Annotated in this window: 17 protein-coding genes; 4 read left to right on the top strand and 13 right to left on the bottom strand. The window is 63.6% G+C overall.

Annotation, left to right across the window (positions count from 1 at the left end):
* Positions 1-135: 135 nt before the first annotated feature.
* The 7 genes from tpiA to uvrC all read right to left on the bottom strand — a co-directional run bounded on the left by tpiA (position 136) and on the right by uvrC (position 8,375).
* Complete coding sequence (gene tpiA / locus O6R08_RS03730; protein ID WP_271418794.1) at positions 136-915, bottom strand: triose-phosphate isomerase; 780 nt, start codon at positions 913-915, stop codon at positions 136-138.
* Positions 915-2,123, bottom strand: a complete 1,209-nt coding sequence (locus O6R08_RS03725; RefSeq protein ID WP_271418793.1) for a phosphoglycerate kinase — start codon at positions 2,121-2,123, stop codon at positions 915-917. The genes tpiA and O6R08_RS03725 overlap by 1 nt, the downstream gene beginning before the upstream one ends.
* Before the next feature lie 114 nt (positions 2,124-2,237).
* Positions 2,238-3,245, bottom strand: a complete 1,008-nt coding sequence (gap, locus tag O6R08_RS03720; protein ID WP_271418792.1) for a type I glyceraldehyde-3-phosphate dehydrogenase — start codon at positions 3,243-3,245, stop codon at positions 2,238-2,240.
* Positions 3,246-3,460: 215 nt separating this feature from the next.
* Complete coding sequence (whiA, locus tag O6R08_RS03715; RefSeq protein WP_271418791.1) at positions 3,461-4,450, bottom strand: DNA-binding protein WhiA; 990 nt, start codon at positions 4,448-4,450, stop codon at positions 3,461-3,463.
* A gap of 57 nt (positions 4,451-4,507) precedes the next feature.
* Positions 4,508-5,476, bottom strand: a complete 969-nt coding sequence (locus O6R08_RS03710; protein WP_271418790.1) for a gluconeogenesis factor YvcK family protein — start codon at positions 5,474-5,476, stop codon at positions 4,508-4,510.
* The gene (gene rapZ / locus O6R08_RS03705; RefSeq protein ID WP_271418789.1) at positions 5,473-6,348 is read right to left on the bottom strand and encodes an RNase adapter RapZ; all 876 of its coding nucleotides are present in this window, start codon (positions 6,346-6,348) and stop codon (positions 5,473-5,475) included. The genes O6R08_RS03710 and rapZ overlap by 4 nt, the downstream gene beginning before the upstream one ends.
* The gene (gene uvrC, locus O6R08_RS03700) at positions 6,345-8,375 is read right to left on the bottom strand and encodes an excinuclease ABC subunit UvrC (protein ID WP_271418788.1); all 2,031 of its coding nucleotides are present in this window, start codon (positions 8,373-8,375) and stop codon (positions 6,345-6,347) included. Before uvrC ends, rapZ begins: the two co-directional genes overlap by 4 nt.
* Before the next feature lie 308 nt (positions 8,376-8,683).
* Here uvrC and O6R08_RS03695 point away from each other — a divergent pair, with 308 nt between their 5' ends.
* Both O6R08_RS03695 and O6R08_RS03690 read left to right on the top strand, forming a co-directional pair.
* Positions 8,684-9,313, top strand: a complete 630-nt coding sequence (locus O6R08_RS03695; protein WP_271418787.1) for an SDR family oxidoreductase — start codon at positions 8,684-8,686, stop codon at positions 9,311-9,313.
* 64 nt (positions 9,314-9,377) lie between these two features.
* Positions 9,378-10,124, top strand: coding sequence for a histidine phosphatase family protein (locus O6R08_RS03690; RefSeq protein ID WP_271418786.1), 747 nt, complete (start codon positions 9,378-9,380; stop codon positions 10,122-10,124).
* An 89-nt stretch (positions 10,125-10,213) separates the two neighbouring features.
* On the opposite strand, the gene uvrA is transcribed toward O6R08_RS03690, so the two are convergent.
* Positions 10,214-13,162 (bottom strand): excinuclease ABC subunit UvrA, encoded by a 2,949-nt coding sequence (gene uvrA / locus O6R08_RS03685; protein WP_271419221.1) that lies wholly within the window; start codon positions 13,160-13,162, stop codon positions 10,214-10,216.
* 256 nt (positions 13,163-13,418) lie between these two features.
* On the opposite strand from uvrA, the gene O6R08_RS03680 reads away from it, so the two are divergent.
* Positions 13,419-14,060 carry a maleylpyruvate isomerase family mycothiol-dependent enzyme gene (locus tag O6R08_RS03680; RefSeq protein ID WP_271419220.1) on the top strand — a complete coding sequence of 214 codons (642 nt, stop codon included), beginning with the start codon at positions 13,419-13,421 and terminating at the stop codon, positions 14,058-14,060.
* A gap of 45 nt (positions 14,061-14,105) precedes the next feature.
* Positions 14,106-14,762, top strand: a complete 657-nt coding sequence (locus O6R08_RS03675; protein WP_271418785.1) for an MBL fold metallo-hydrolase — start codon at positions 14,106-14,108, stop codon at positions 14,760-14,762.
* A gap of 21 nt (positions 14,763-14,783) precedes the next feature.
* Here the strand turns inward: O6R08_RS03675 and O6R08_RS03670 are convergent, their stop codons facing one another.
* The 5 genes from O6R08_RS03670 to O6R08_RS03650 form a co-directional block, all read right to left on the bottom strand.
* Positions 14,784-15,776 carry a TerC/Alx family metal homeostasis membrane protein gene (locus O6R08_RS03670; RefSeq protein WP_271418784.1) on the bottom strand — a complete coding sequence of 331 codons (993 nt, stop codon included), beginning with the start codon at positions 15,774-15,776 and terminating at the stop codon, positions 14,784-14,786.
* Positions 15,777-15,974: 198 nt separating this feature from the next.
* Positions 15,975-18,080 carry an excinuclease ABC subunit UvrB gene (gene uvrB, locus O6R08_RS03665; protein ID WP_271418783.1) on the bottom strand — a complete coding sequence of 702 codons (2,106 nt, stop codon included), beginning with the start codon at positions 18,078-18,080 and terminating at the stop codon, positions 15,975-15,977.
* A gap of 63 nt (positions 18,081-18,143) precedes the next feature.
* Positions 18,144-19,154, bottom strand: coding sequence for a YeiH family protein (locus tag O6R08_RS03660; protein ID WP_271418782.1), 1,011 nt, complete (start codon positions 19,152-19,154; stop codon positions 18,144-18,146).
* A gap of 58 nt (positions 19,155-19,212) precedes the next feature.
* On the bottom strand, positions 19,213-19,839 hold the full coding sequence (coaE, locus tag O6R08_RS03655; protein ID WP_271418781.1) for a dephospho-CoA kinase: 627 nt from the start codon (positions 19,837-19,839) through the stop codon (positions 19,213-19,215).
* Positions 19,839-20,330 (bottom strand): transcriptional regulator, encoded by a 492-nt coding sequence (locus O6R08_RS03650; RefSeq protein WP_271418780.1) that lies wholly within the window; start codon positions 20,328-20,330, stop codon positions 19,839-19,841. Before O6R08_RS03650 ends, coaE begins: the two co-directional genes overlap by 1 nt.
* Positions 20,331-20,342 lie beyond the last annotated feature (12 nt).

The following is a 20,342-nucleotide window of genomic DNA, read 5'->3' as shown; positions in this document are numbered from 1 at the left end:
GGGTAACTCACGAGCCGCCAGATCCCCACATCGACGCCCCGAAATCATGCGCAAACGGTGATGACCGTCACGTCTGGGACGACAAACGACCTCCGCACCGAGTGGTGCGGAGGTCGTCGTCAAATGTGTCGCGGATCAGGCCTCGTAGAAGGTCACGATCTTGGAGAAGTCGCCAGCCTTGAGCGAAGCGCCGCCCACGAGGGCACCGTCAACGTCGGGCTTGGCCATGATCTCGGCGACGTTGGCCGGCTTGACCGAGCCACCGTACTGGATGCGCACGGCCTCGGCGGTCGGGGCGTCGTAGAGCTCCTTGACGGCCTCACGGATGGCCTGGCAGACCTCCTGGGCGTCGTCAGCAGTCGCAGTCTCGCCGGTGCCGATGGCCCAGATGGGCTCGTAGGCAATGACGAGCTTGGCAACCTGCTCGGCGGGGATGCCGTCGAGGTCAGCCTTGATCTGGCCGACGGTGTGCTCGACGTGCTTGCCGGCCTTGCGGACCTCGAGGGCCTCACCACAGCAGATGATGGGGGTCATGCCGTTCTCGATGGCCTTCTTGGCCTTGGCGTTGACCAGCTCATCGGACTCGTTGTGGTACTCGCGACGCTCGGAGTGGCCAACGACGACGTAGGAGCAGCCCAGCTTCGACAGCATGGTGCCCGACACCTCGCCGGTGTAGGCGCCGTCGTCGTGAGCGGAGATGTCCTGGGCGCCGTAGGCGATCGGCAGCTTGTCAGCGTCGATGAGGGTGGCCACGGTGCGGATGTCGGTGAACGGCGGAATGACGACGGCCTCGGACTTGGCGGAGTCGTATCCGGCAGCCTTGAGGGCCTCACCGAGATCCTGGACGAGGGAGGTGGCGGCAACGTGGTCGAGGTTCATCTTCCAGTTGCCGGCCATGATCGGGGTACGAGACATCAGTTGTTCTCCTTGAGGACTGCGATTCCGGGCAGCTCCTTGCCCTCCATGAGCTCGAGGGAGGCGCCACCACCGGTGGAAATGTGACCGAACTGGTCATCGGCGAAGCCGAGGGCGCGCACGGCGGAGGCGGAGTCTCCCCCACCGACCACCGAGAGGCCGTCAACCTCGGTGAGAGCCTGGGCAACGGCCTTGGTGCCGAGCTCGAGACCCTTGATCTCAAAGACGCCCATCGGGCCGTTCCAGAACACCGACTTGGCGCCCTTGATGGCCTCAGCGTAGGCCTTCTCGGTCTCCGGGCCGATGTCGAGGCCCATCTTGTCGGCCGGGATGGCATCGACGGACACGACGTCGACCTGGCCGACGGTGTGGGCGTCGAAGTCGACGTCAGAGGCGACGCGAACGTCGGTCGGCAACAGGATCTGCTTGCCGGAAGCCTTGGCGGCCTCGAGGTACTTCTTGCAGGCCTCGATGGACTCATCGTCAACCAGCGACTTGCCGACCTCCAGGCCCTGGGCCTTGAGGAAGGTGAAGAGCATGCCGCCACCGACGACGAGGGTGTCGGCAACCTTGAGCAGGTTGTCGATCACGGCGAGCTTGTCAGCGACCTTGGCGCCACCGAGGACGACGACGAACGGACGCTTCGGATCGGCGGTCAGGCCCTCAAGGACCTCGACCTCCTTGGCGACCAGGGAGCCGGCAGCGCACGGCAGCAGCTTGGCGACGTCGTAGACGGAAGCCTGCTTGCGGTGCACGACACCGAAGCCGTTGGAGACGTAGTACTCACCGAAGGAGGCGTACTTCTTGGCCAGCTCGGTGCGCTCGGCCTCGTCCTTGCTGGTCTCGCCCTTCTCGAAGCGGACGTTCTCGACCAGAGCGATCTCGCCGTCGGCGAGGGACTCGGAGGTCTTGGTGGCCGACGGGCCAACAACGTCCTCGGCGAGCTTGACGTCGAGGTTCATGAGCTCGCCCAGACGCTTGGCAACCGGGGCCAGGGAGTACTTGGGGTCGACCGCACCCTTGGGTCGACCGAGGTGGGCGAGCACGGTGGTGCGGGCGCCGGCCTCGTGCAACTGGGTCAGGGTGGGCAGTGCGGCCTTGATGCGGCCGTCGTCGGTGATCTTGTCGCCGTCGAGCGGGACGTTGAAGTCGCAACGGATGACGACGCGCTTTCCGCGCAGGTCGCCGAGATCCTCAACAGATTTCATGTGGAAGCCCTTTCTTGAAGTGAACGATGTTTCACGGGCGTGGATGCCCGGGTACGGATGACGGCCCCGCGCCCGTATGGGGCACGGGGCCGTCATCAGCTCACGATGGTGAGATCAGGCGATCTTGCTGGCGACGAGCTCGGTGAGGTCAACCAGACGGTTGGAGTAGCCCCACTCGTTGTCGTACCAGGAGAGGACCTTGACGAGGTTGCCGATGACCTTGGTCTCGGTGGCGTCGAAGATCGAGGAGTGCGGGTCACCCTCGATGTCCTTCGAGACGATCGGATCCTCGGTGTAGGCCAGGATGCCCTTCAGCGGACCCTCAGCAGCCTTCTTGACAGCAGCCTGAACCTCCTCAACGGTGACCTCCTTGGAGGTCTGGAAGGTCAGGTCGGTCAGGGAACCGGTCGGGGTCGGGACGCGGACGGCCAGACCGTCGAACTTGCCCTTGAGCTCCGGCAGAACCAGGGCCACGGCCTGGGCGGCACCGGTCTTGGTGGGGATCATGTTGAGGGCAGCAGCGCGGGCACGACGCAGATCCTTGTGAGGAGCGTCCTGCAGGCGCTGGTCACCGGTGTAGGCGTGAACGGTGGTCATGATGCCGCGCTCGATGCCGAAGGCGTCGTTGAGGACCTTGGCCAGCGGGGCGAGGCAGTTGGTGGTGCAAGAAGCGTTCGAGATGATGTTGTGCTTCTCGTTGTCGTAGTCGTCGTTGTTGACGCCCATGACGAAGGTGCCGTCGACGTTCTTGGCGGGAGCAGAGATGATGACCTTCTTGGCGCCAGCCTCGATGTGGGCCTTGGCCTTCTCACCATCGGTGAACAGTCCGGTGGACTCGACAACGATCTCGGCGCCGAGCTCCTTCCAGGGGAGGTCAGCGGGGTTGCGCTCGGCGAGGACCTTAATGGTCTTGCCGTCAACGGTGATGGAGTCATCGTCATAGCTGACCTCACCCGAGAAACGACCCATGATGGAGTCGTACTTCAGGAGGTGGGCCAGAGTCTTGGTGTCGGTGAGGTCATTGACGCCCACGACCTCGAGGTCAGCACCCTGCTCGACGAGGGCGCGGAAGAAGTTGCGGCCAATACGGCCAAAACCGTTGATACCAACCTTGACGGTCATTCAGGAATCTCCTCCGGATGAGGTTTGTGCGTTCAGCACTCGGACGTCTCCAAGCATAGCGACCAAGGTAGAAGCTCAAACCCCAGGGCCGAATTTACGGCCAGGCCGCGGGCGAACGATCATCAACGTCGATCAGATCAACGCACACATGACCACATGGTTGCGCGACTGCTTGCCCTGGTGGGAAAGGCGTGCTGAGCGCACCTACATGGCCATCAGGCGCGGTCGTCGCGCATCTCGGGAGGAAGACTCTCCAAGGTGGTGGGCTCACCGTTCTTCCGGGCCGTCTTGTCAGCAAGAGCCAGCAGACGACGAATCCGTCCAGCAATGGCATCCTTCGTCAACGGAGGCTCGTGCAACTTACCCAATTCCTCCAAGCTGGCATTCGTGTGCTCAAGGCGCAGTTGTCCGGCAGCCCGGAGATGATCCGGGACGGAATCCCCGAGGATTTCCAGCGCCCGCTCCACCCGGGCACTGGCAGTAACAGCAGCTCTGGCGGAACGGCGCAGGTTGGCGTCGTCAAAATTGGCAAGACGATTCGCCGAGGCCCTCACCTCACGGCGCAGACGACGGTCCTCCCACGTGAGCACTGATTCATGCGCGCCCATACGGGTCAACATGGCAGAAATGGCGTCACCGTCACGGATCGTCACCCGGTCGATGTGACGGGACTCCCGCTGCTTGGCCTGGATCTCCAGCCGGCGAGCTGCACCCACCAGCGCCAATGCAGCCTCCTCGCCGGGAGCGGTGATCTCCATCGCCATGGAGCGTCCCGGCTCGGTCAAGGAACCACGAGCCAGGAAGGCTCCACGCCACGCGGCAGCCTGACAGCACCGCCCACCACCGACAACGGGAACTGGCAGACCACGCACCGGGTGACCCCGACGATCGAGCAACCCCGTCAGGCGTGCCAGATCGGCCCCGCCGCGCACCATCCGCACCAGATATCGGGTATTGGAGTGCAAGCCGCTGCCATTGACGACGACGAGATCGGTCTCGAGACCGAAAACTTCCTGGATGGACTGACGAAGCCGTCGCGCCGCTCCCCCGGTGTCGACCTCGGCCTCAATCGTGATGTGACGATGCTGCACCAGATGGATACCACCTGCGAAACGAAGGGTGGTGGCGATCTCGGAACGGCGGCAACACAGCTTCTGGACCGGCACCGTCGCGAGTTCGTTCTTCACCTGCAGGGTGAGCGCCATGTGGTTCGAGCCTCCGAAAAGCAATACAACGGGTGACAGACCGATCTTAGGCGACAATCAGCGGGGCTGGACTCCCATGATGTTGGCATAGGCCGACGCCAACCGCAGCGGGTCGTGGCGAGCCGACCCGTCACGCATAGCCAAATCCTCGACGACGATCTCAGCCCCCAGATTGCGGGCAAACGGTTCCAAATGGGGATCCTGACCGGCGAACCCGCGATCGACCAGGACGACGTCGAAACGCATACGTGGCTCGTGCTCGGCGATCACCTCAAGATGTCGCGCAGGGCTGAATCCATCTGTCTCGTCGGCCCCCACCACATTGAGAGTGAGGATCTTGCGAGCCTTCGACTCCAGGATCGCGTCGACGATCTGGGGCACCAAGAGATGCGGCATGACCGAGGTGAACCAGGACCCTGGCCCCAGAACGAGGTTGTCGGACTCTCGAATCGCCTCCAGCGCTTGGGGGCAGGCCTCTGGTTCAGAAGGCTCCAAACTCACCTTGAGCACCTCGGCCCGGGTCTTGGCCACCGTCGCCTGACCGGTCAGCGTGTACTCCTCGTCTGGCTGATTCGGGTCCAGCCCGACCACCTGGGCGCTGATGTCCAGCGGGGTCAAGGACATCGGCAGGACCCTGCCCCGCACGTCGAGGAGTTGACCGACCATGTCCAGACCAGACACCGGATCGCCAAGCTCCTGCCACAGGCCCGCGATGAGTAGGTTGCCGATGGCGTGACCGGCGAGCTCCCCGGTGCCGTTGAAACGCGCCTGCAACACCTCGGCCCAGGTACGACCGAGGTGGTCGTCAGCACACAACGCGGCCAGGGCACGACGCAGGTCACCCGGCGGCAGAATGTCGAATTCCTCGCGCAGCCGACCCGAGGAGCCGCCGTTGTCGGCGACGGTGACCACGGCGGTGAGACGGTCAGTGAGGCGCCGCAGGGCACGCAGCGACACGGCCAGCCCGTGTCCACCGCCGAAAGCCGTGACGACCGGAAGATTCGAAGGGGTCGACACCATCGTCATTCCTTCCCGAGATCTCGGTGCAGGACAGCGGTGCGATATCCCCGAGCTGCCAGACGAGCCGACAATTCCTCGGAGATGGCTGTGCTGCGGTGTTTCCCACCGGTGCAACCAACGGCCACCGTGACCTGCTTCTTGCCTTCACGAAGATACCCCGGTGCCATGCAAACCAGGAGCTCCTCGACTCGATCGACGAACTCCCCCGCCCCGGCCTGGGCCATGACATAGGATGCGACATCAGGCGACAGGCCCGTCTTGGGACGAAGCTCCGGGACCCAATACGGGTTCGGCAGGAAACGGGCGTCGACGACGAGGTCGGCGTCGATCGGGACACCGCGCTTGAACCCGAACGACATCACCTGGAAGGCCAGGCCTTCGTCAACCCCCTCGCCGAAGGCGTGGTCGATACGTTGGGCGAGCTGACGAGCAGTGGTAGCGGTGGTGTCGATGACCAGATCGGCCTCAGCACGCAGGTTGGAGAGCATGCGGCGCTCCAGGGCCACGGCGTCGAGGAGATGACCACCCTGCTGCAGCGGCAAGGGACGCCGACTGGACTCCTGGCGACGCACGATGATCTCGTCGGAGGCCTCCAGGAAGACGATGGCGGGGTCAATGCCGCGCTCGTCGAGGGCGTCGAGGGCCACGGCCAAGGTGTCGAACATGATCCGGCTTCGCACGTCAAGGACGACGGCCAGGCGATCGATGTCATTGGCGCCGATCTCATCGACGAGAGCCCCCAGCATCGCCGGAGGCAGATTGTCGACGACGTACCAGCCCAGGTCCTCCATGGCGTGGGCTGCGGTGCGACGACCGGCACCGGAGATGCCGGTGATGATGACAACTCGCGGGGTCTTCGTCGTCTGCTCGGTGCTCACGACTCAAGGGTAGTGCTGTCGCCCAGGTCGCCGCCGTCAACAATCTCACCGGTTGCCGTGTTGATCGCCTCACCAGGTGAGTCCGATGCCAGGGCAGCGACGACCTCTCCTGCCAGTTTCGGGCCAAAACCTGGAACTTGAGCAATGTCCTCGACGGTGGCCTTGCGCAGCGCCCGCACTGACCCGAAATGAGAGACGAGGGCCTTGCGTCGGGTCTCCCCCAGGCCAGGGACCCCGTCCAGAACGGACTCCACCATCGCCTTGGATCGCTTGGAACGGTGGAAGGTGATGGCGAACCGGTGAGCCTCATCGCGCAGCCGCTGCAACAGGTAGAGCCCCTCAGACGTACGCGGCAAGATGACTGGCCATTCCTCGTCGGGAAGCCACACCTCCTCCAAGCGTTTCGCCAGCCCGCACAGAGCGATGTCATCCTCGAGGCCGAATTCTTCGAGCACTTCCTGAGCGGCGTGGACCTGAGGTGCGCCGCCGTCAACGACGATGAGGTGCGGGGCATAGGCGAACTTGCGCGGTGCACCGGTGGTGGGGTCGATGAGGGAACCGACGTCACCGTCAGGGGTTTGCGCCTTGGCCATGGCGTCACGGTCCTCGACGAGACGACGCAGCCGTCGCGACAGCACCTCGTGCATGGCGGCGAAGTCGTCCGACCCGTCAAACCCCTTGATGATGAATCGTCGGTACTCGGACTTGCGCGGCATACCGTCCTCGAAGACGACCATTGATCCGACGACATTGGTGCCTTGGATGTGGGAGATGTCGTAGGACTCCATCCGCAGCGGGGCGCGATCCAGGCCGAGGGCTTCCTGGATCTCCTCCAGGGCTCGGGTGCGCGTGACCAGGTCGGAGGCCCGCTTGAGCTTGTGTTGAGCCAGGGTTTCCTGAGCGTTACGGGTGACGGTGTCCATGAGTGTGGCCTTGTCGCCACGGCGAGGTACCCGTATCTCGACACGAGAACCACGCTCCGAACCCAGGATCGTGGACATGACGTCAGGATTCGCCGGATTGGTGGAGACCAGCACCAGCGGCGGAATGGCATTGCCGTGGCCATCGTCACGGACCTGACCGTCACCAGGATTGATGCCGTAGAGCTGGGCGAGAAAGGTCTCCATGAGCTCGGCCTCATCGGCGTCGTCGGCGCGATCGGCGACCCAACCACGTTCGCCACGGATACGGCCACCTCGAACGTGAAAGATCTTGACACCCACCTCCAACGGGTCGACGGCCATCGAGATGACGTCAGCGTCAGTCCCATCACCGAGAACGACAGCATTACGCTCCAAGGTCTTGGACAGCGCGCTCAAGGAGTCACGGATGACGGCGGCGCGCTCGAACTCCAGATTTTCGGAGGCCTCAGCCATCTCGGCCTCCAGCCTCTTGACGATCTTCGTCGTCCGACCGGCCATGAAGTCGCAGAACTCCTCAGCGATCTCGCGGTGAGCCTCCGGGGTGATGCGACCGACACAGGGGGCCGAGCACTTGCCGATGTAGCCGAGCAGACAGGGCCGCCCCTGATTCTTCGCTCGATTGAACACGCCCGTCGAGCAGGACCTCATCGGGAACACCCGCAGCAGGGTCTCGACGGTGTCTCGGATCGCCCACGCCTGGCCGAACGGCCCGTAATAACGCCACCCCTTGTGATGGGCGCCACGACCGACGAAGACGCGTGGGTACTCGTCGGTCCAGGTGAAGCACAGCCACGGGTAGGACTTGTCGTCGCGGTACATGACATTGAACCGCGGGTCGAACTCCTTGATCCAGGTGTATTCGAGTTGGAGGGACTCGACCTCGTTCTGGACCACCGTCCATTGCACATGAGCCGCCGTAGTGACCATCCGTTGGGTGCGTGGGTGGAGGGCCGAGATGTCCTGGAAGTAGGAGTTGAGCCGGTTGCGAAGGTTCTTGGCCTTGCCGACGTAGATCACCTGTCCGTGCTCATCGCTGAATCGATAAACCCCCGGCTGGGTGGGGATGGTTCCCGGAGCGGGACGGTAACTGGACGGATCGGCCATGTGAGCAAGCCTAAGGGGTCCTGGCTGCGTGACCCCTGCCTCCTGACGCTGATACCTCACCTGGCCTGCACCGACATGGACCGTCATCGCGCCAGAGTCACCTTGCGGTACCCACCACACACGAACATGCCTATTTCCCTATTGGTCTGGGTTTCCCTGTTGGTCTGGTCGGAGTCCCGAAACCCCACCGGGGCCGCCTTCTATGCTGCTGGTTTCCCTGTTGGTCTGGTCGGAGTAAGACTTGAAGCAGTGCCTCCCGATCGGAACGAGGCACCAGAACTGACGCCAACCATCAGGAGCAAACAGTCATGAAGGTCGCCGTGATCGCCGCCAACGGCAAAGCAGGGACTCTCCTCACCGCACAGGCAACCCAGCGTGGCCATGACGTCACCGCCATCATGCGCAAGGACCACGACACCCCTGCGGCCCACACCCTCGTCAAGGACGTGTTCGACCTGACCCGCGAGGACCTGGCCGGTTTCGACGTCATCCTCGATGCGTTCGGAGCGTGGAGCGAGGACGCCCTTGCCGGCCATTCCACACATCTGGCCCACCTGGTCGACATCCTCCAGGGGAGCCCGGCACGCCTGCTCGTCGTTGGCGGAGCAGGCAGCCTGTACGTCAACCCCGAGCACACCGTCACCGTCATGCAGACCGAGGGCTTCCCGCCGGAGGTGGCACCACTGGCCCAGGCCATGCAGGACGGCCTCGACGTGCTGCGCCGCAGTGAGGGTGTCAAGTGGACCTATCTCTCCCCCGCCGCCGACTTCCAGGCCGATGGGCCGGAAGGACACGCCTACGTTTTCGGCGGCGAGGAGCTCAGCACCGACGCCAACGGTGCCTGCGTCATCAGCTACGCCGATTACGCACGGGCCATGCTGGATGTGGCCGAGAGCAACGAGCACATCGGCGAGCGCATCAGCGTTCGTAACGCCTGATTGTCTGCTGCCCGATCATTCCCCGCCTGGAATGATCGGGCAGTTTCGCCGGTAGGCTGGCCACGTGCATCTCCTCCTCATTCGCCACGGCCAGTCCGAAAACAATGCCCTCGCGGCGACATCCGCTGAGGCGTACCGTCAGGGGCGCAAACCTGACCCCGAACTCACCGAACTTGGTCGCCGTCAGGCCGAGGCCTTGGGGGCATGGATCGGATCGGTCTCCCCGCGACCGACCGTGTTGTACTCCTCCCCCATGATGCGCACCATCCAGACGGCAGCCCCACTCGCCGAGGTCCTCGATCTGCCCATCACCGTCAGCGACCTCATCTTCGAGCGCCCCGGTCCGGTTCAGATGGTCGACGAGGTCGAGACCGGCCATCCAGGGTCACCACTGTCGACCCTGTCTGCCATCACCGATCGCGCCGTCTTCCCAGAAACGGTGACCGAGGAGGGCTGGCGCGAAGCCCGCATCGAAACCGCGGCCGAAGCGGCAGATCGGGCCGGTCGCATCGCCGAATGGGTGCGTGAGGCACACGATGATGACGAGTGCATTGCCCTGGTGGCTCACGGAGCCATCGGATCGATGCTCCTGCTGAACCTCATGGCCCCACAGCTTGCCGCTGATCTGCGCAACTACCCCATCGGGGGCGAACCCCAGTGGGTCAATTTGCACAACACCTCCACCTCGATGATCGAACTTCACCCCGACGGGTATGAGGTCCATTGGATCAATCGGGTGGACCACCTCATCGACGCAGGCATGGTTCACGGGGCCGTCGCCACCTCCACCGGCAACCCCGGCACCCGCTGAGCACACCGGCCCGCACGCCGGTGTCAGGTTGGGCAAGGCCACGGTGACCGGCCCGGGCTGCGTCTCGACCGTCAGCCTTCCCGCGCCAGTCAGCGGGTCGTCTTCTTGCGCGACGCCTTCCTCGCGCCCTTCTCCTTGCCGCCGGCCGGCGCCTCGACGAGCACCGGTCCGTCACCGACGGGAACCTCCTGGCCAGCCAGAATCTCGGACAGGAACTGGCCAGTGTAGGAGTCCTCGACGGCGGCCACCTGTTCGGGAGTTCCTTCCGCGACGACCAGGCCACCACCCTTGCCCCCTTCGGGGCCCATGTCGATGATCCAGTCAGCGGTCTTGATGACATCGAGGTTGTGTTCAATGACGAGAACCGAGTTGCCCTGATCGACAAGCCGACCCAACACCACCAAGAGCTTGCGAATGTCCTCGAAGTGCAGGCCCGTCGTGGGTTCGTCAAGGACGTACAGGGTCTTGCCGGTCGACCGCTTCTGCAACTCTGAGGCCAACTTGACCCGCTGGGCCTCACCACCCGACAGGGTCGTCGCAGGCTGGCCCAGTCGAACGTAGCCCAGCCCCACCTCGACGAGGGTCTTGAGGTGACGATGAATCGAGGAGATCGGCTCGAAGAAGGTGCACGCCTCCTCGATGGGCATGTCGAGAACCTCGGCGATCGTCTTGCCCTTGTAGTGGACCTCCAAGGTCTCGCGGTTGTACCTGGCTCCGTGGCAGACCTCGCACGGCACGTAGACGTCGGGCAAGAAGTTCATCTCGATCTTGATGGTGCCGTCACCCTGACAGTTCTCGCAGCGTCCCCCCTTGATGTTGAAGGAGAACCGACCCTGCTGGTAACCGCGCACCTTGGCCTCGGGGGTTTGGGCGAAGAGGGCACGGATCTTGTCAAAGACCCCGGTATAGGTGGCCGGGTTCGACCTCGGCGTCCGCCCGATCGGGGACTGGTCGACATGGATCACCTTGTCGATCTCCTCGACGCCGGTAATCGTCTGGTGCTTGCCCGGCACTGCCCGCGCGCCGTGAATCCGGTGCGCCAACGAGGTGTAAAGGATCTGGTTGACCAGGGTCGACTTGCCCGATCCGCTCACACCTGTGACGACGACAAGCTGGCCCAGGGGGAAGGTGACGTCAACGTTGCGGAGGTTGTTCTCACGAGCCCCCTTGACCACCAACTGCCGTCCGGTACGAGGACGTCGGGTCGCCGGCAACGGGATGGACCTCCGACCCGACAGGTACGCGCCGGTCACCGACCTCTCGCTGGCCAGCAGGTCGTCCACCGTTCCCGAGACGACGATTTCTCCGCCGTGCTCACCGGCACCGGGGCCGACGTCGACAACCCAGTCTGCGACGCGGATGGTGTCCTCGTCGTGTTCGACGACGATGAGGGTGTTACCGAGATCCCGCAGCCTGACGAGGGTGTCGATGAGACGACGGTTGTCTCGCTGGTGCAAGCCGATGGAGGGCTCGTCGAGAACGTACAGCACGCCCACCAGTCCCGAACCGATCTGGGTGGCCAGCCGGATGCGCTGGGCCTCTCCACCTGACAGCGACCCTGCCGACCGCGACAAGGTCAGATAGTCCAGACCGACGTCAACGAGGAACCGCAGCCGCGCCCGAACCTCCTTGATGACCCGCTCGGCGATGGTGGCCTCACGCTCCGTCAGCGTCAAGGCGTTGAGGAATTGCGAGGCCTCACCGATGGACATGTCGGAGACCTCGGCGATGTTGCGACCACCAACCGTCACCGCAAGGCTCGTCGGTTTGAGTCGCTTGCCCTGGCAGTCACGACACGGCACCTCACGCAGGTACTGCCCCCACCGGGAGCGTGCGGAGTCGGTCTCGGCCTCGTCGTAACGACGACGCACATAGTGCAGGACTCCCTCGTAATTCTGCGAGTAGGTGCGCACTCGGCCGAACCGGTTGCGGTACGAGACCATCACCGGATCACCGTCGCCGTGCAGCACCAGTTTGCGGACCTTGGCGGGAAGGTCTGACCACGGCAGGGTGACGTCAAAACCGTGGCTCTCCCCCAGACCAGCGAAGACGTGCTGGTAGTGGTTCGCCACCCGCGGCCCCGACCACGGCGCAATGGCTCCCTCGAGCAGGCTCAGCCCCGAATCGGGAACCACGAGTTCGGGATCGACCTCAAGGGTTGCCCCCAACCCCGAACAGGTCGGGCAGGCTCCCCACGGGCCGTTGAAGGAGAACTGGCGAGGTTCCAGCTCGTCAATGTCGATGTCATGCTGGTTGGGGCAGGCCATCGTCTCGGAGAATCGACGTTCGCGATGCGGATCGGAAGGGTCACGATCGACGAAGTCAATACTGACAATGCCGTGGGCCAGGCTGAGGGCGGTCTCCACGGATTCTGTGAGACGCTGGGTGACCGACGGTTTGACCGCGATCCGGTCGACGACGACGTCGATGTCGTGCTTGCGTTTCTTGTCCAAGGGCGGCACCTGACCGAGCCGATGGACCTCACCGTCAACGCGCACACGGGTGAAACCGTCAGTCGTCAGTTGCCGGAAAAGCTCGCCGTACTCGCCCTTGCGGCCACGGATGACCGGTGCCAACACCTGAAACTTCGTGCCCTCCTCCAGGCCCATCAACCGGTCGACGATCTGCTGAGGGGTCTGACGGCTGATGAGTTCCCCACACACCGGGCAGTGGGGCTTGCCGATACGCGCCCAGAGCAGACGCAGGTAGTCATGAATCTCCGTGATCGTGCCGACCGTGGAGCGTGGGTTGCGTGACGTGGACTTCTGGTCGATGGAGACGGCGGGGCTGAGACCCTCAATGAAGTCGACGTCTGGTTTGTCCATCTGTCCCAGGAACTGACGGGCGTAGGAGGACAAGGATTCCACATATCGACGCTGGCCTTCAGCGAAGATGGTGTCGAAGGCGAGGGAGGATTTCCCCGATCCTGACAAACCGGTGAACACGATCATGGCGTCCCTGGGAAGATCCAGGTTGACGTTGCGGACATTGTGCTCTCGGGCACCGCGGACGATGATGTGGTCACTCACAGGCTTCATGGTAGAGGCCACGCAAGACAGTCCTGCGGCTCTGCGCGATGGGCAGAATGGAACACCAACGAGCGTCCCGAAGCCCTGTCCCCCCGGAGTCAACAGTCTCGTCTTGCGAACATCCATCTGGCAACTTCGGTGAAGTCCCAGTAGGTTGGACGGCATGAGCGCAGTCGCACGACCTCCAGGTCTGTGTCCAAGCACTCCCCTCCACGAGATCCGCGCCACCAAACGAGACGCCACCCAACGTCTTCTTGGGGCCACCATGGGCTTGTCCGAGGAGGAATGGCAGGCTCCCAGCAGGCTGGCTGGGTGGACTCGCGCGCACATTGCCACCCATATTGCCCGCAATGCCGAGGCCCTGGAGGCCGTGGCACGGGCCGTCGTCGCTGACCATGAGGTCCCCCGCCTCTATCCCTCCGACGAGATCCGCGACCGCGACATCGAACGCGGCTCGGAACGCCCCGGGGTGGAATTGCAGATCGATCTGGACACCACAGCAGGCTCTCTCAACCGCACCTTCGATTCCCTTGCAGGCATGGAACCGGGCACCGCAGTCTGGCTCACTGACGACATCCGTGTCGACGCGACCGACCTGCCGGCCCTACGGCTTGCCGAAATTGCACTCCATCACGTCGACCTCGATCTTGGGATGACCGTCGACGACCTTCCCGATGTCGCATCCCGAACCTTGTTGGAGTGGGTGTGCTTCCGGCTACGTGACCGCCCAGAAGTTCCTGCCATGCGTATCGTCTCCGACTCCGGGCTGATTGATCGCATTGGCGGTGTCGGGTTCGCAACCACGGTTCACGGGCCTGACGGGGCACTGGCAGGATGGCTGTCGGGCAGAGGCGGGACCTCGCGTCTGTCCGGGGCCAGCCAGCTCGCCGTTCCCATGCTCATCTGACCCACCGCCCGGCCGATCGCCTGCTCGTTTCAGGAAGGAATCGTCATGCCGCTCTACCACGTCGATCCCGGATCCGAGGCTGCCCTCATCAGGGTCAACGAGGACATCGACCTCATCAAGATTTCGGTGGGCACGATGGACAACAACGCCTACCTCATTCATCCCGGCGCTGGCCCCGCCATCCTCGTCGACGCGGCAGCAGAACCCGGACGGCTCAAGGCCGTCATCGGTGACTCCGAGGTCGGCGCCGTCATCACGACCCATCGTCACGCCGACCACACCGGAGCTCTCAGCGAGATCATTGCCATGACCGGCGCCCAGCCCTGGTGTGGCGAACCCGACGCCGAAGCCATCGAGGCCAGCACCGGCGTGACCTGCCGCACGGTGTGGGACGGAGATCTCTTTCGCCTCGGCGACATCGACCTCGACATCATCGGCCTGGTGGGCCACACCCGCGGATCCATCGCTCTGCGGCTACGCGGCAACCCGAGCGACCACGTCCTCACCGGGGATTCCCTCTTCCCCGGCGGTTTCGGCAAGACCAGTGGAAGCCGCGAATTCGAACAGCTCTACAACGACGTCTGCATGAAGGTTTTCGCGCCACTGGCCGACACGACCGTCATCCACCCCGGACACGGGGACGCCACGACGGTCGGGGAGGAGAGACCCAACCTTCCGTTGTGGCGTGCCCGCGGCTGGTGATCCCAACCGCGGGCACGCCGATCAGGCGTCGGTCTTGGCCTTCGCGTCGTCCCTGGCGCTCTTGATGAGGCTCGCGACGGTCGTGACGAGCAGGGTCGCGACGATGACGCCCAGGGAGACGCCGATCGAGACCTCCGTAGTGATACCGAACCAGGCCTGATCCAGGCCGTAGTGGTGCATGGCGTGGCCGATGAGTTTGAGAGCAATGAAACCCAGAATGACGGCCAGGCCCAGCGACAGGTACACCAGGCGCTCGAGGAGGCTCCCGATGAGGAAGTACAACTGGCGTAGACCCATGAGGGCGAAGACGTTGGCGGTGAAGATGAGGTAGCCCTCACTGGTCAGGCCGTAGGAAGCGGGGATGGAGTCCAGGGCGAAGAGCAGGTCGGTCATGCCCAGCGCGACGCAGACCATGAACATCGAGGTGGCCAAGGTCTTGCCGTTCTCACGCACGAAGAACTTGGTGCCGCGGAAGTCACCAGTGGTCGGAACCGTGCGCTTGAACCACGACATGAAGCGGCCCTCTTCCCCGGTGTCCTCGTCCTCGTCGTCCCGATGACGGTACTCACGCACCTGGTCGATCGCCGAGTACAGCAGGAAGGCGCCAAAGATGAAGAACACCCAGGCCCAGGCCTCCAGGATCGCCTGGCCCAGAGCAATGAACACACCTCGGAAGACCAGGGCGACGATGATGCCGACCAGCAGAGCGAACTGCTGCAACTTCCGGGGGACGTTGAACTTCTCCATGAGGATGAGGAAGATGAACAGGTTGTCAATCGACAAGCTGTACTCGGTCAACCACACCGCGAAGAACTGACCGCCTGCGGCATGCCCCTGGAGGATCCACACCCCCAGGCCGAACAACACGGCCAGGCCGACGAAGACACCGACGAAGGCGGTGCATTCCTTGGTGGAAGGGACGTGGGGTCTTCGTCCCAAGACCATGACATCGAAGAGGAGTAGAGCTCCCATCACCAAGATGGTGATGATCCAGACAGACGCGTGAACGTGCAAAACCGGGCCTCCCATGAGTTAGCGAGAAGGTCCGGAGGTCTCGTCCGCATCGGTGCGACGGATGCCGCTTTACCGAGGCTGTGCAGCCGGACCGTGATGGCACGATCGTGATGACGACCACACTTTTCTCAGGAGTACTCCCCTCCAAGGACTGCCATTGTCTCACATCCGCCTCATCCGACGCGAGTCACGACCGGATTATCGGTTCGCTTCCACCATCTGGCGCAATTCCTTCTTCAACTCCGCGATCTCGTCACGAAGACGAGCCGCCACCTCGAACTTGAGCTCACCAGCAGCAGAGCGCATCTCGTTGGTCAGCTCGACGATGAGGGCGCCGAGATCCTCCTCGGCCATCGTCGAGGTGTCAAGGCGTTTGCCGTGAGCCGCCCGCTGCTCGTCGGTGATCATCGAGTTGTAGCCGCGATGGCCCTTGCCATAGTTGAACTTCTCGACCAAGGCGTCAGTGTCGGCCTCCTCGCGGGCCAACATCTCAGTGATGTCGCCGATCTTCTTGCGGAGCGGCTGGGGGTCGATGCCATGCTCGGCGTTGTAGGCCATCTGGATCTCGCGACGCCGATTCGTCTCCTCGATGGCAACCCGCATCGAGTCGGTCATCTGGTCGGCGTACATGATGACCTGGCCGTTGACATTTCGAGCCGCACGGCCGACGGTCTGAATGAGGGAGCGCTCCGAGCGCAGGAATCCTTCCTTGTCGGCGTCCAGAATCGCCACCAGGGACACCTCAGGAAGGTCGAGTCCCTCTCGCAGCAGGTTGATGCCGACGAGGACGTCGAACTCGCCCATACGCAGTTCCTTGAGAAGCTCGATGCGTTTGAGGGTGTCGATCTCCGAGTGCAGGTAGCGGGTCCGGATGCCGTGTTCCATGAGGTAGTCGGTGAGGTCTTCGGCCATCTTCTTGGTCAGGGTCGTCACCAGGACACGATCGTCACGCTCCACTCGCGCGCGGATCTCGGCCATGAGATCGTCGATCTGGCCACGAGTGGGCTTGACGATGATCTCGGGATCCACCAGCCCTGTCGGGCGGATGATCTGCTCGACGACGCCATCGGCCCGCTCGGTCTCATAAGCCCCGGGAGTCGCCGACAGGTAGACGGTCTGGCCGATCCGCTGGGTGAACTCGTCGAAGGTGAGAGGACGGTTGTCCATCGCGCTGGGCAGCCGGAAACCGTGCTCCACGAGGGTGCGCTTACGGCTCATGTCACCTTCGTACATGCCACCAATCTGTGGGACGGTGACGTGGGACTCGTCGATGACGAGCACGAAATCCTCGGGGAAGTAGTCGAGCAGACAGTTCGGGGCCGAGCCGGGAGCGCGTTGGTCAATGTGACGCGAGTAGTTCTCGATCCCGGCGCAGGAACCGACCTGTTGCATCATCTCGACGTCATAGGTGGTGCGCATCCGCAGCCGCTGGGCCTCCAACAGTTTGCCGTCACGCTCCAGGACCCCGAGGCGCTCCTCCAGTTCTTTCTGGATCGAGGCGATCGCCTTCTCCATACGCTCGGGTCCGGCAACGTAGTGGGTGGCCGGGAAGACGTAGACCTGCTCGTCCTCACTGATGACCTCACCGGAGAGCGGGTGCATCGTCGTGAGGGCCTCGATCTCATCACCGAAGAACTCCACGCGCAGGGCGTTCTCCTCGTAGACCGGGAAGATCTCCAGGGTGTCCCCGCGGACTCGGAAGGTGCCGCGCTCCCCCGAGAGGTCATTGCGGACGTACTGGTTGGTGACGAGGTCTCGTAGCAGCTCGTCACGGTCCCACTCCTGGCCAACCTCCAGCGGGATCATCCGATCGACATACTCCTGCGGAGTACCCAGACCGTAGATGGCAGAGACGGTGGCGACCACGATGACGTCTCGTCGGGTCAGCAGGGAGTTCGTCGCGGAGTGACGCAGCCTCTCAACTTCCTCGTTGAGGCTGGAGTCCTTCTCGATGTAGGTGTCCGTCTGCGGAATGTAGGCCTCAGGTTGGTAGTAGTCGTAGTACGAGACGAAATACTCGACGGCATTGTCGGGGAAGAAGGTGCGCAACTCCTGCGCGAACTGGGCCGCCAAGGTCTTGTTGGGCTGCATGACGAGCATCGGCCGCTGCAACTTCTCCGCCAGCCACGCCACCGTCGCCGTCTTACCCGTGCCAGTGGCACCAAGCAGGACGACATCCTGCTCACCGTTGTTGACCCTTTTCTCCAGCTCCGCAATGGCCTGCGGCTGATCGCCAGAAGGCTCGAACTCACTGACGACGTGGAAGGGCGCAACACGGCGAGTGATGTCGGTGACGGGACGCATGGGGACAACCCTAGTTCGACGCCGCCCCGATGCGGCACCCCCGAGATTCAGCCCGGTGGGAACTCAGACCAGGGCAACGACAGCAAGCAGGGAGACACCAGCAGCAACAACCGCTGAGATGGCGCCCAGCCCGATGGCCTGTCCACCCGTCGATGCGATGGTCTTGATGCGGACACCGGCACCCATCGCAGCCATGGCGGCCGTCAACAAGATCGTGGCGATCTCATTGACCCCTCCGACCAGCCAGGAGGGCAGATCGAAGATCGACCGGATGACGACCATGATGAGAAACCCCGCAACGAAGTGCGGGATGATCGGCCCCATCTTCGTCCCGGTGTGACGCTGTGCACTGCGTTTCTGAGACAGACCCACCAGGGCAATGAGGGGAGCCAGCAACACGACGCGACCAAGCTTGGTCACCACGGCGACGTCAGTGACATGGGCGATATTGCCCGCAGCGACCACCTGACCAACCTCGTGGATGGACGCCCCGAGCCACACGCCAGTCTGACGCGCGGTCAGCCCCATGACGCCGGCCAACCAGGGCAGGAGCAGAAGTGCCACGGTGCCGAAGACGGTCACCGATGCCACTGCGGTGGCCGCAGCATCGTCGACCTGACCGCGTCCTTCCTCGCCCTTGAGGTCGGGGCGGACGACAGCCGACATACCGGCCACTGCTGCGGCACCACAGATGCCGGTACCGGTGGCGGTGAGGATACGGGTCGGCCCGGACAGTTTCATCGCACGGCCGATGTAGGTGGTGGCGAACCAGGTCACCGTCAAGGTGACGAGGATGACGACGATGGGAGCCCAGCCCAACGACATCACCGTCGGTATCGACAGTCGCAGACCGAGCAGGACGACACCAGTACGCAGGACGACCTTGTTGGTGAAGGCCACTCCAGGTTCGGCTGACGGATGGATCAACTTGGTATTACGCGCAATCACCCCGAGGATGATGGCGATGAGCATGCTGGACAGCAGGGGAACAAAGTGACTGATCCCGTATGACATTGCGGCCGCAATGGCCATCAGCCCCAAACCGGGCAAAAGTTTCGACACAGATTGTGGCACGGCGCATATTGTCCCACGACCAATTCTGAAGGGAACGACCGCCCCCTGGCAAAATTCTTCACTTCCCGAGGATGCGATCCCAGGCCCGATCGACCTCGCCGGGAAGGTCTTCAAGCGGACGGGCGGTGTCAATGACGATGTCGGCAACCTCGAGACGCTCCTGCCGAGAAGCCTGGGCACGAATCCTGGCCCAGGCGTCCTCCTCGCGGCCCCCGTCCCTCTCGACGACACGTCGCACCTGCTCGGCAGGGTCCACATCGGTGACGACAACCGTGTCGAACTCGTCAGCCCTGCCAGTTTCCACGAGCAAGGGAATGTCGTGGACCACGACGACCTGACCACCTGCGCCACGGGCTCGGTCATCGACTCGTCGCGCAGCCTCCTCGACCAGCGGGTGGATGATGCCTTCCAGACGCCGTCGGGCAGCGGGATCAGCAAAGACGATGGACCCCAGCACAGCACGGTTCAGGGAACCATCGTCGTGCAGCACCTTCTCGCCGAAGATGTCGACGACCTGGCCAAGCCCCTCGGATCCGACTGCCACGACGTCACGGGAGAGCTGGTCGTAATCGATGACCACGGCGCCGTGTGCGGCCAACAGCTGGGCCACCGTCGACTTGCCGCTGGCGATTCCGCCCGTCAAGCCAACCCGAATGATGCGGGATTCTTCGTCTCGACGTGGCATCAGGATGACGTCTTCTCCTCAGACGGGGTCAACGACCCGCCGGGGGTCGTGACGCAGTCCAACGGGGTCAGACGCCACGCCTTGCCCGACTGGTCGATGATCATGGTCCACTGATCCTTCTTCGGGTGACAGGTGGCAGGTCGGTCCTGGGCGGTCTCGGCATTGCCCCAGATGACGTCCTTGATGTCGTCATCACCGTTGAAGGTCTGTTGCATGGACTCGTTGACCTTCCCGTCGGAGTCCATGAGGCACACCGTGACGGTCTTGCCCTTCCACCCTGTCACAGCGGCAACCGTGGCGGGTTTGACCATCCGGTTGGCCAGCGCAGCATCGCATCCCACCCCGAGGTTGGAGACGTCGGAACTCGCCTGGGTGGCCGCCGGCCTGACAGCCTCGTCGGAACTGGAACCCTCGTCCGAATGGGCACAGCCGGCCATCGCGGCGGCAGTGATCAGGATCAGGGCTGCCGTGGCACCTCGCGCAGCTCCCATGACACCTCCATC

This window comes from Cutibacterium equinum (assembly GCF_028021195.1).
GTDB classification, from domain to species: domain Bacteria; phylum Actinomycetota; class Actinomycetes; order Propionibacteriales; family Propionibacteriaceae; genus Cutibacterium; species Cutibacterium equinum.
The sequence above is the reverse complement of the archived record's forward strand: the minus strand, read 5'-3'. Positions and strand labels throughout refer to the sequence as shown.

What these genes read in the sequence shown, in the direction of transcription:
- O6R08_RS03710 (WP_271418790.1), bottom strand. Translation starts at nt 5,476, where the DNA reads ATGACGATGGTGTCGACCCCTTCGAATCTTCCGGTCGTCACGGCTTTC.
- gap (WP_271418792.1), bottom strand. Translation starts at nt 3,245, where the DNA reads ATGACCGTCAAGGTTGGTATCAACGGTTTTGGCCGTATTGGCCGCAAC.
- O6R08_RS03725 (WP_271418793.1), bottom strand. Translation starts at nt 2,123, where the DNA reads ATGAAATCTGTTGAGGATCTCGGCGACCTGCGCGGAAAGCGCGTCGTC.
- tpiA (WP_271418794.1), bottom strand. Translation starts at nt 915, where the DNA reads ATGTCTCGTACCCCGATCATGGCCGGCAACTGGAAGATGAACCTCGAC.
- O6R08_RS03680 (WP_271419220.1), top strand. Translation starts at nt 13,419, where the DNA reads ATGGGCTTGTCCGAGGAGGAATGGCAGGCTCCCAGCAGGCTGGCTGGG.
- O6R08_RS03650 (WP_271418780.1), bottom strand. Translation starts at nt 20,330, where the DNA reads ATGGGAGCTGCGCGAGGTGCCACGGCAGCCCTGATCCTGATCACTGCC.
- O6R08_RS03675 (WP_271418785.1), top strand. Translation starts at nt 14,106, where the DNA reads ATGCCGCTCTACCACGTCGATCCCGGATCCGAGGCTGCCCTCATCAGG.
- uvrA (WP_271419221.1), bottom strand. Translation starts at nt 13,162, where the DNA reads ATGAAGCCTGTGAGTGACCACATCATCGTCCGCGGTGCCCGAGAGCAC.
- uvrB (WP_271418783.1), bottom strand. Translation starts at nt 18,080, where the DNA reads ATGCGTCCCGTCACCGACATCACTCGCCGTGTTGCGCCCTTCCACGTC.
- coaE (WP_271418781.1), bottom strand. Translation starts at nt 19,839, where the DNA reads ATGCCACGTCGAGACGAAGAATCCCGCATCATTCGGGTTGGCTTGACG.
- whiA (WP_271418791.1), bottom strand. Translation starts at nt 4,450, where the DNA reads ATGGCGCTCACCCTGCAGGTGAAGAACGAACTCGCGACGGTGCCGGTC.
- O6R08_RS03695 (WP_271418787.1), top strand. Translation starts at nt 8,684, where the DNA reads ATGAAGGTCGCCGTGATCGCCGCCAACGGCAAAGCAGGGACTCTCCTC.
- uvrC (WP_271418788.1), bottom strand. Translation starts at nt 8,375, where the DNA reads ATGGCCGATCCGTCCAGTTACCGTCCCGCTCCGGGAACCATCCCCACC.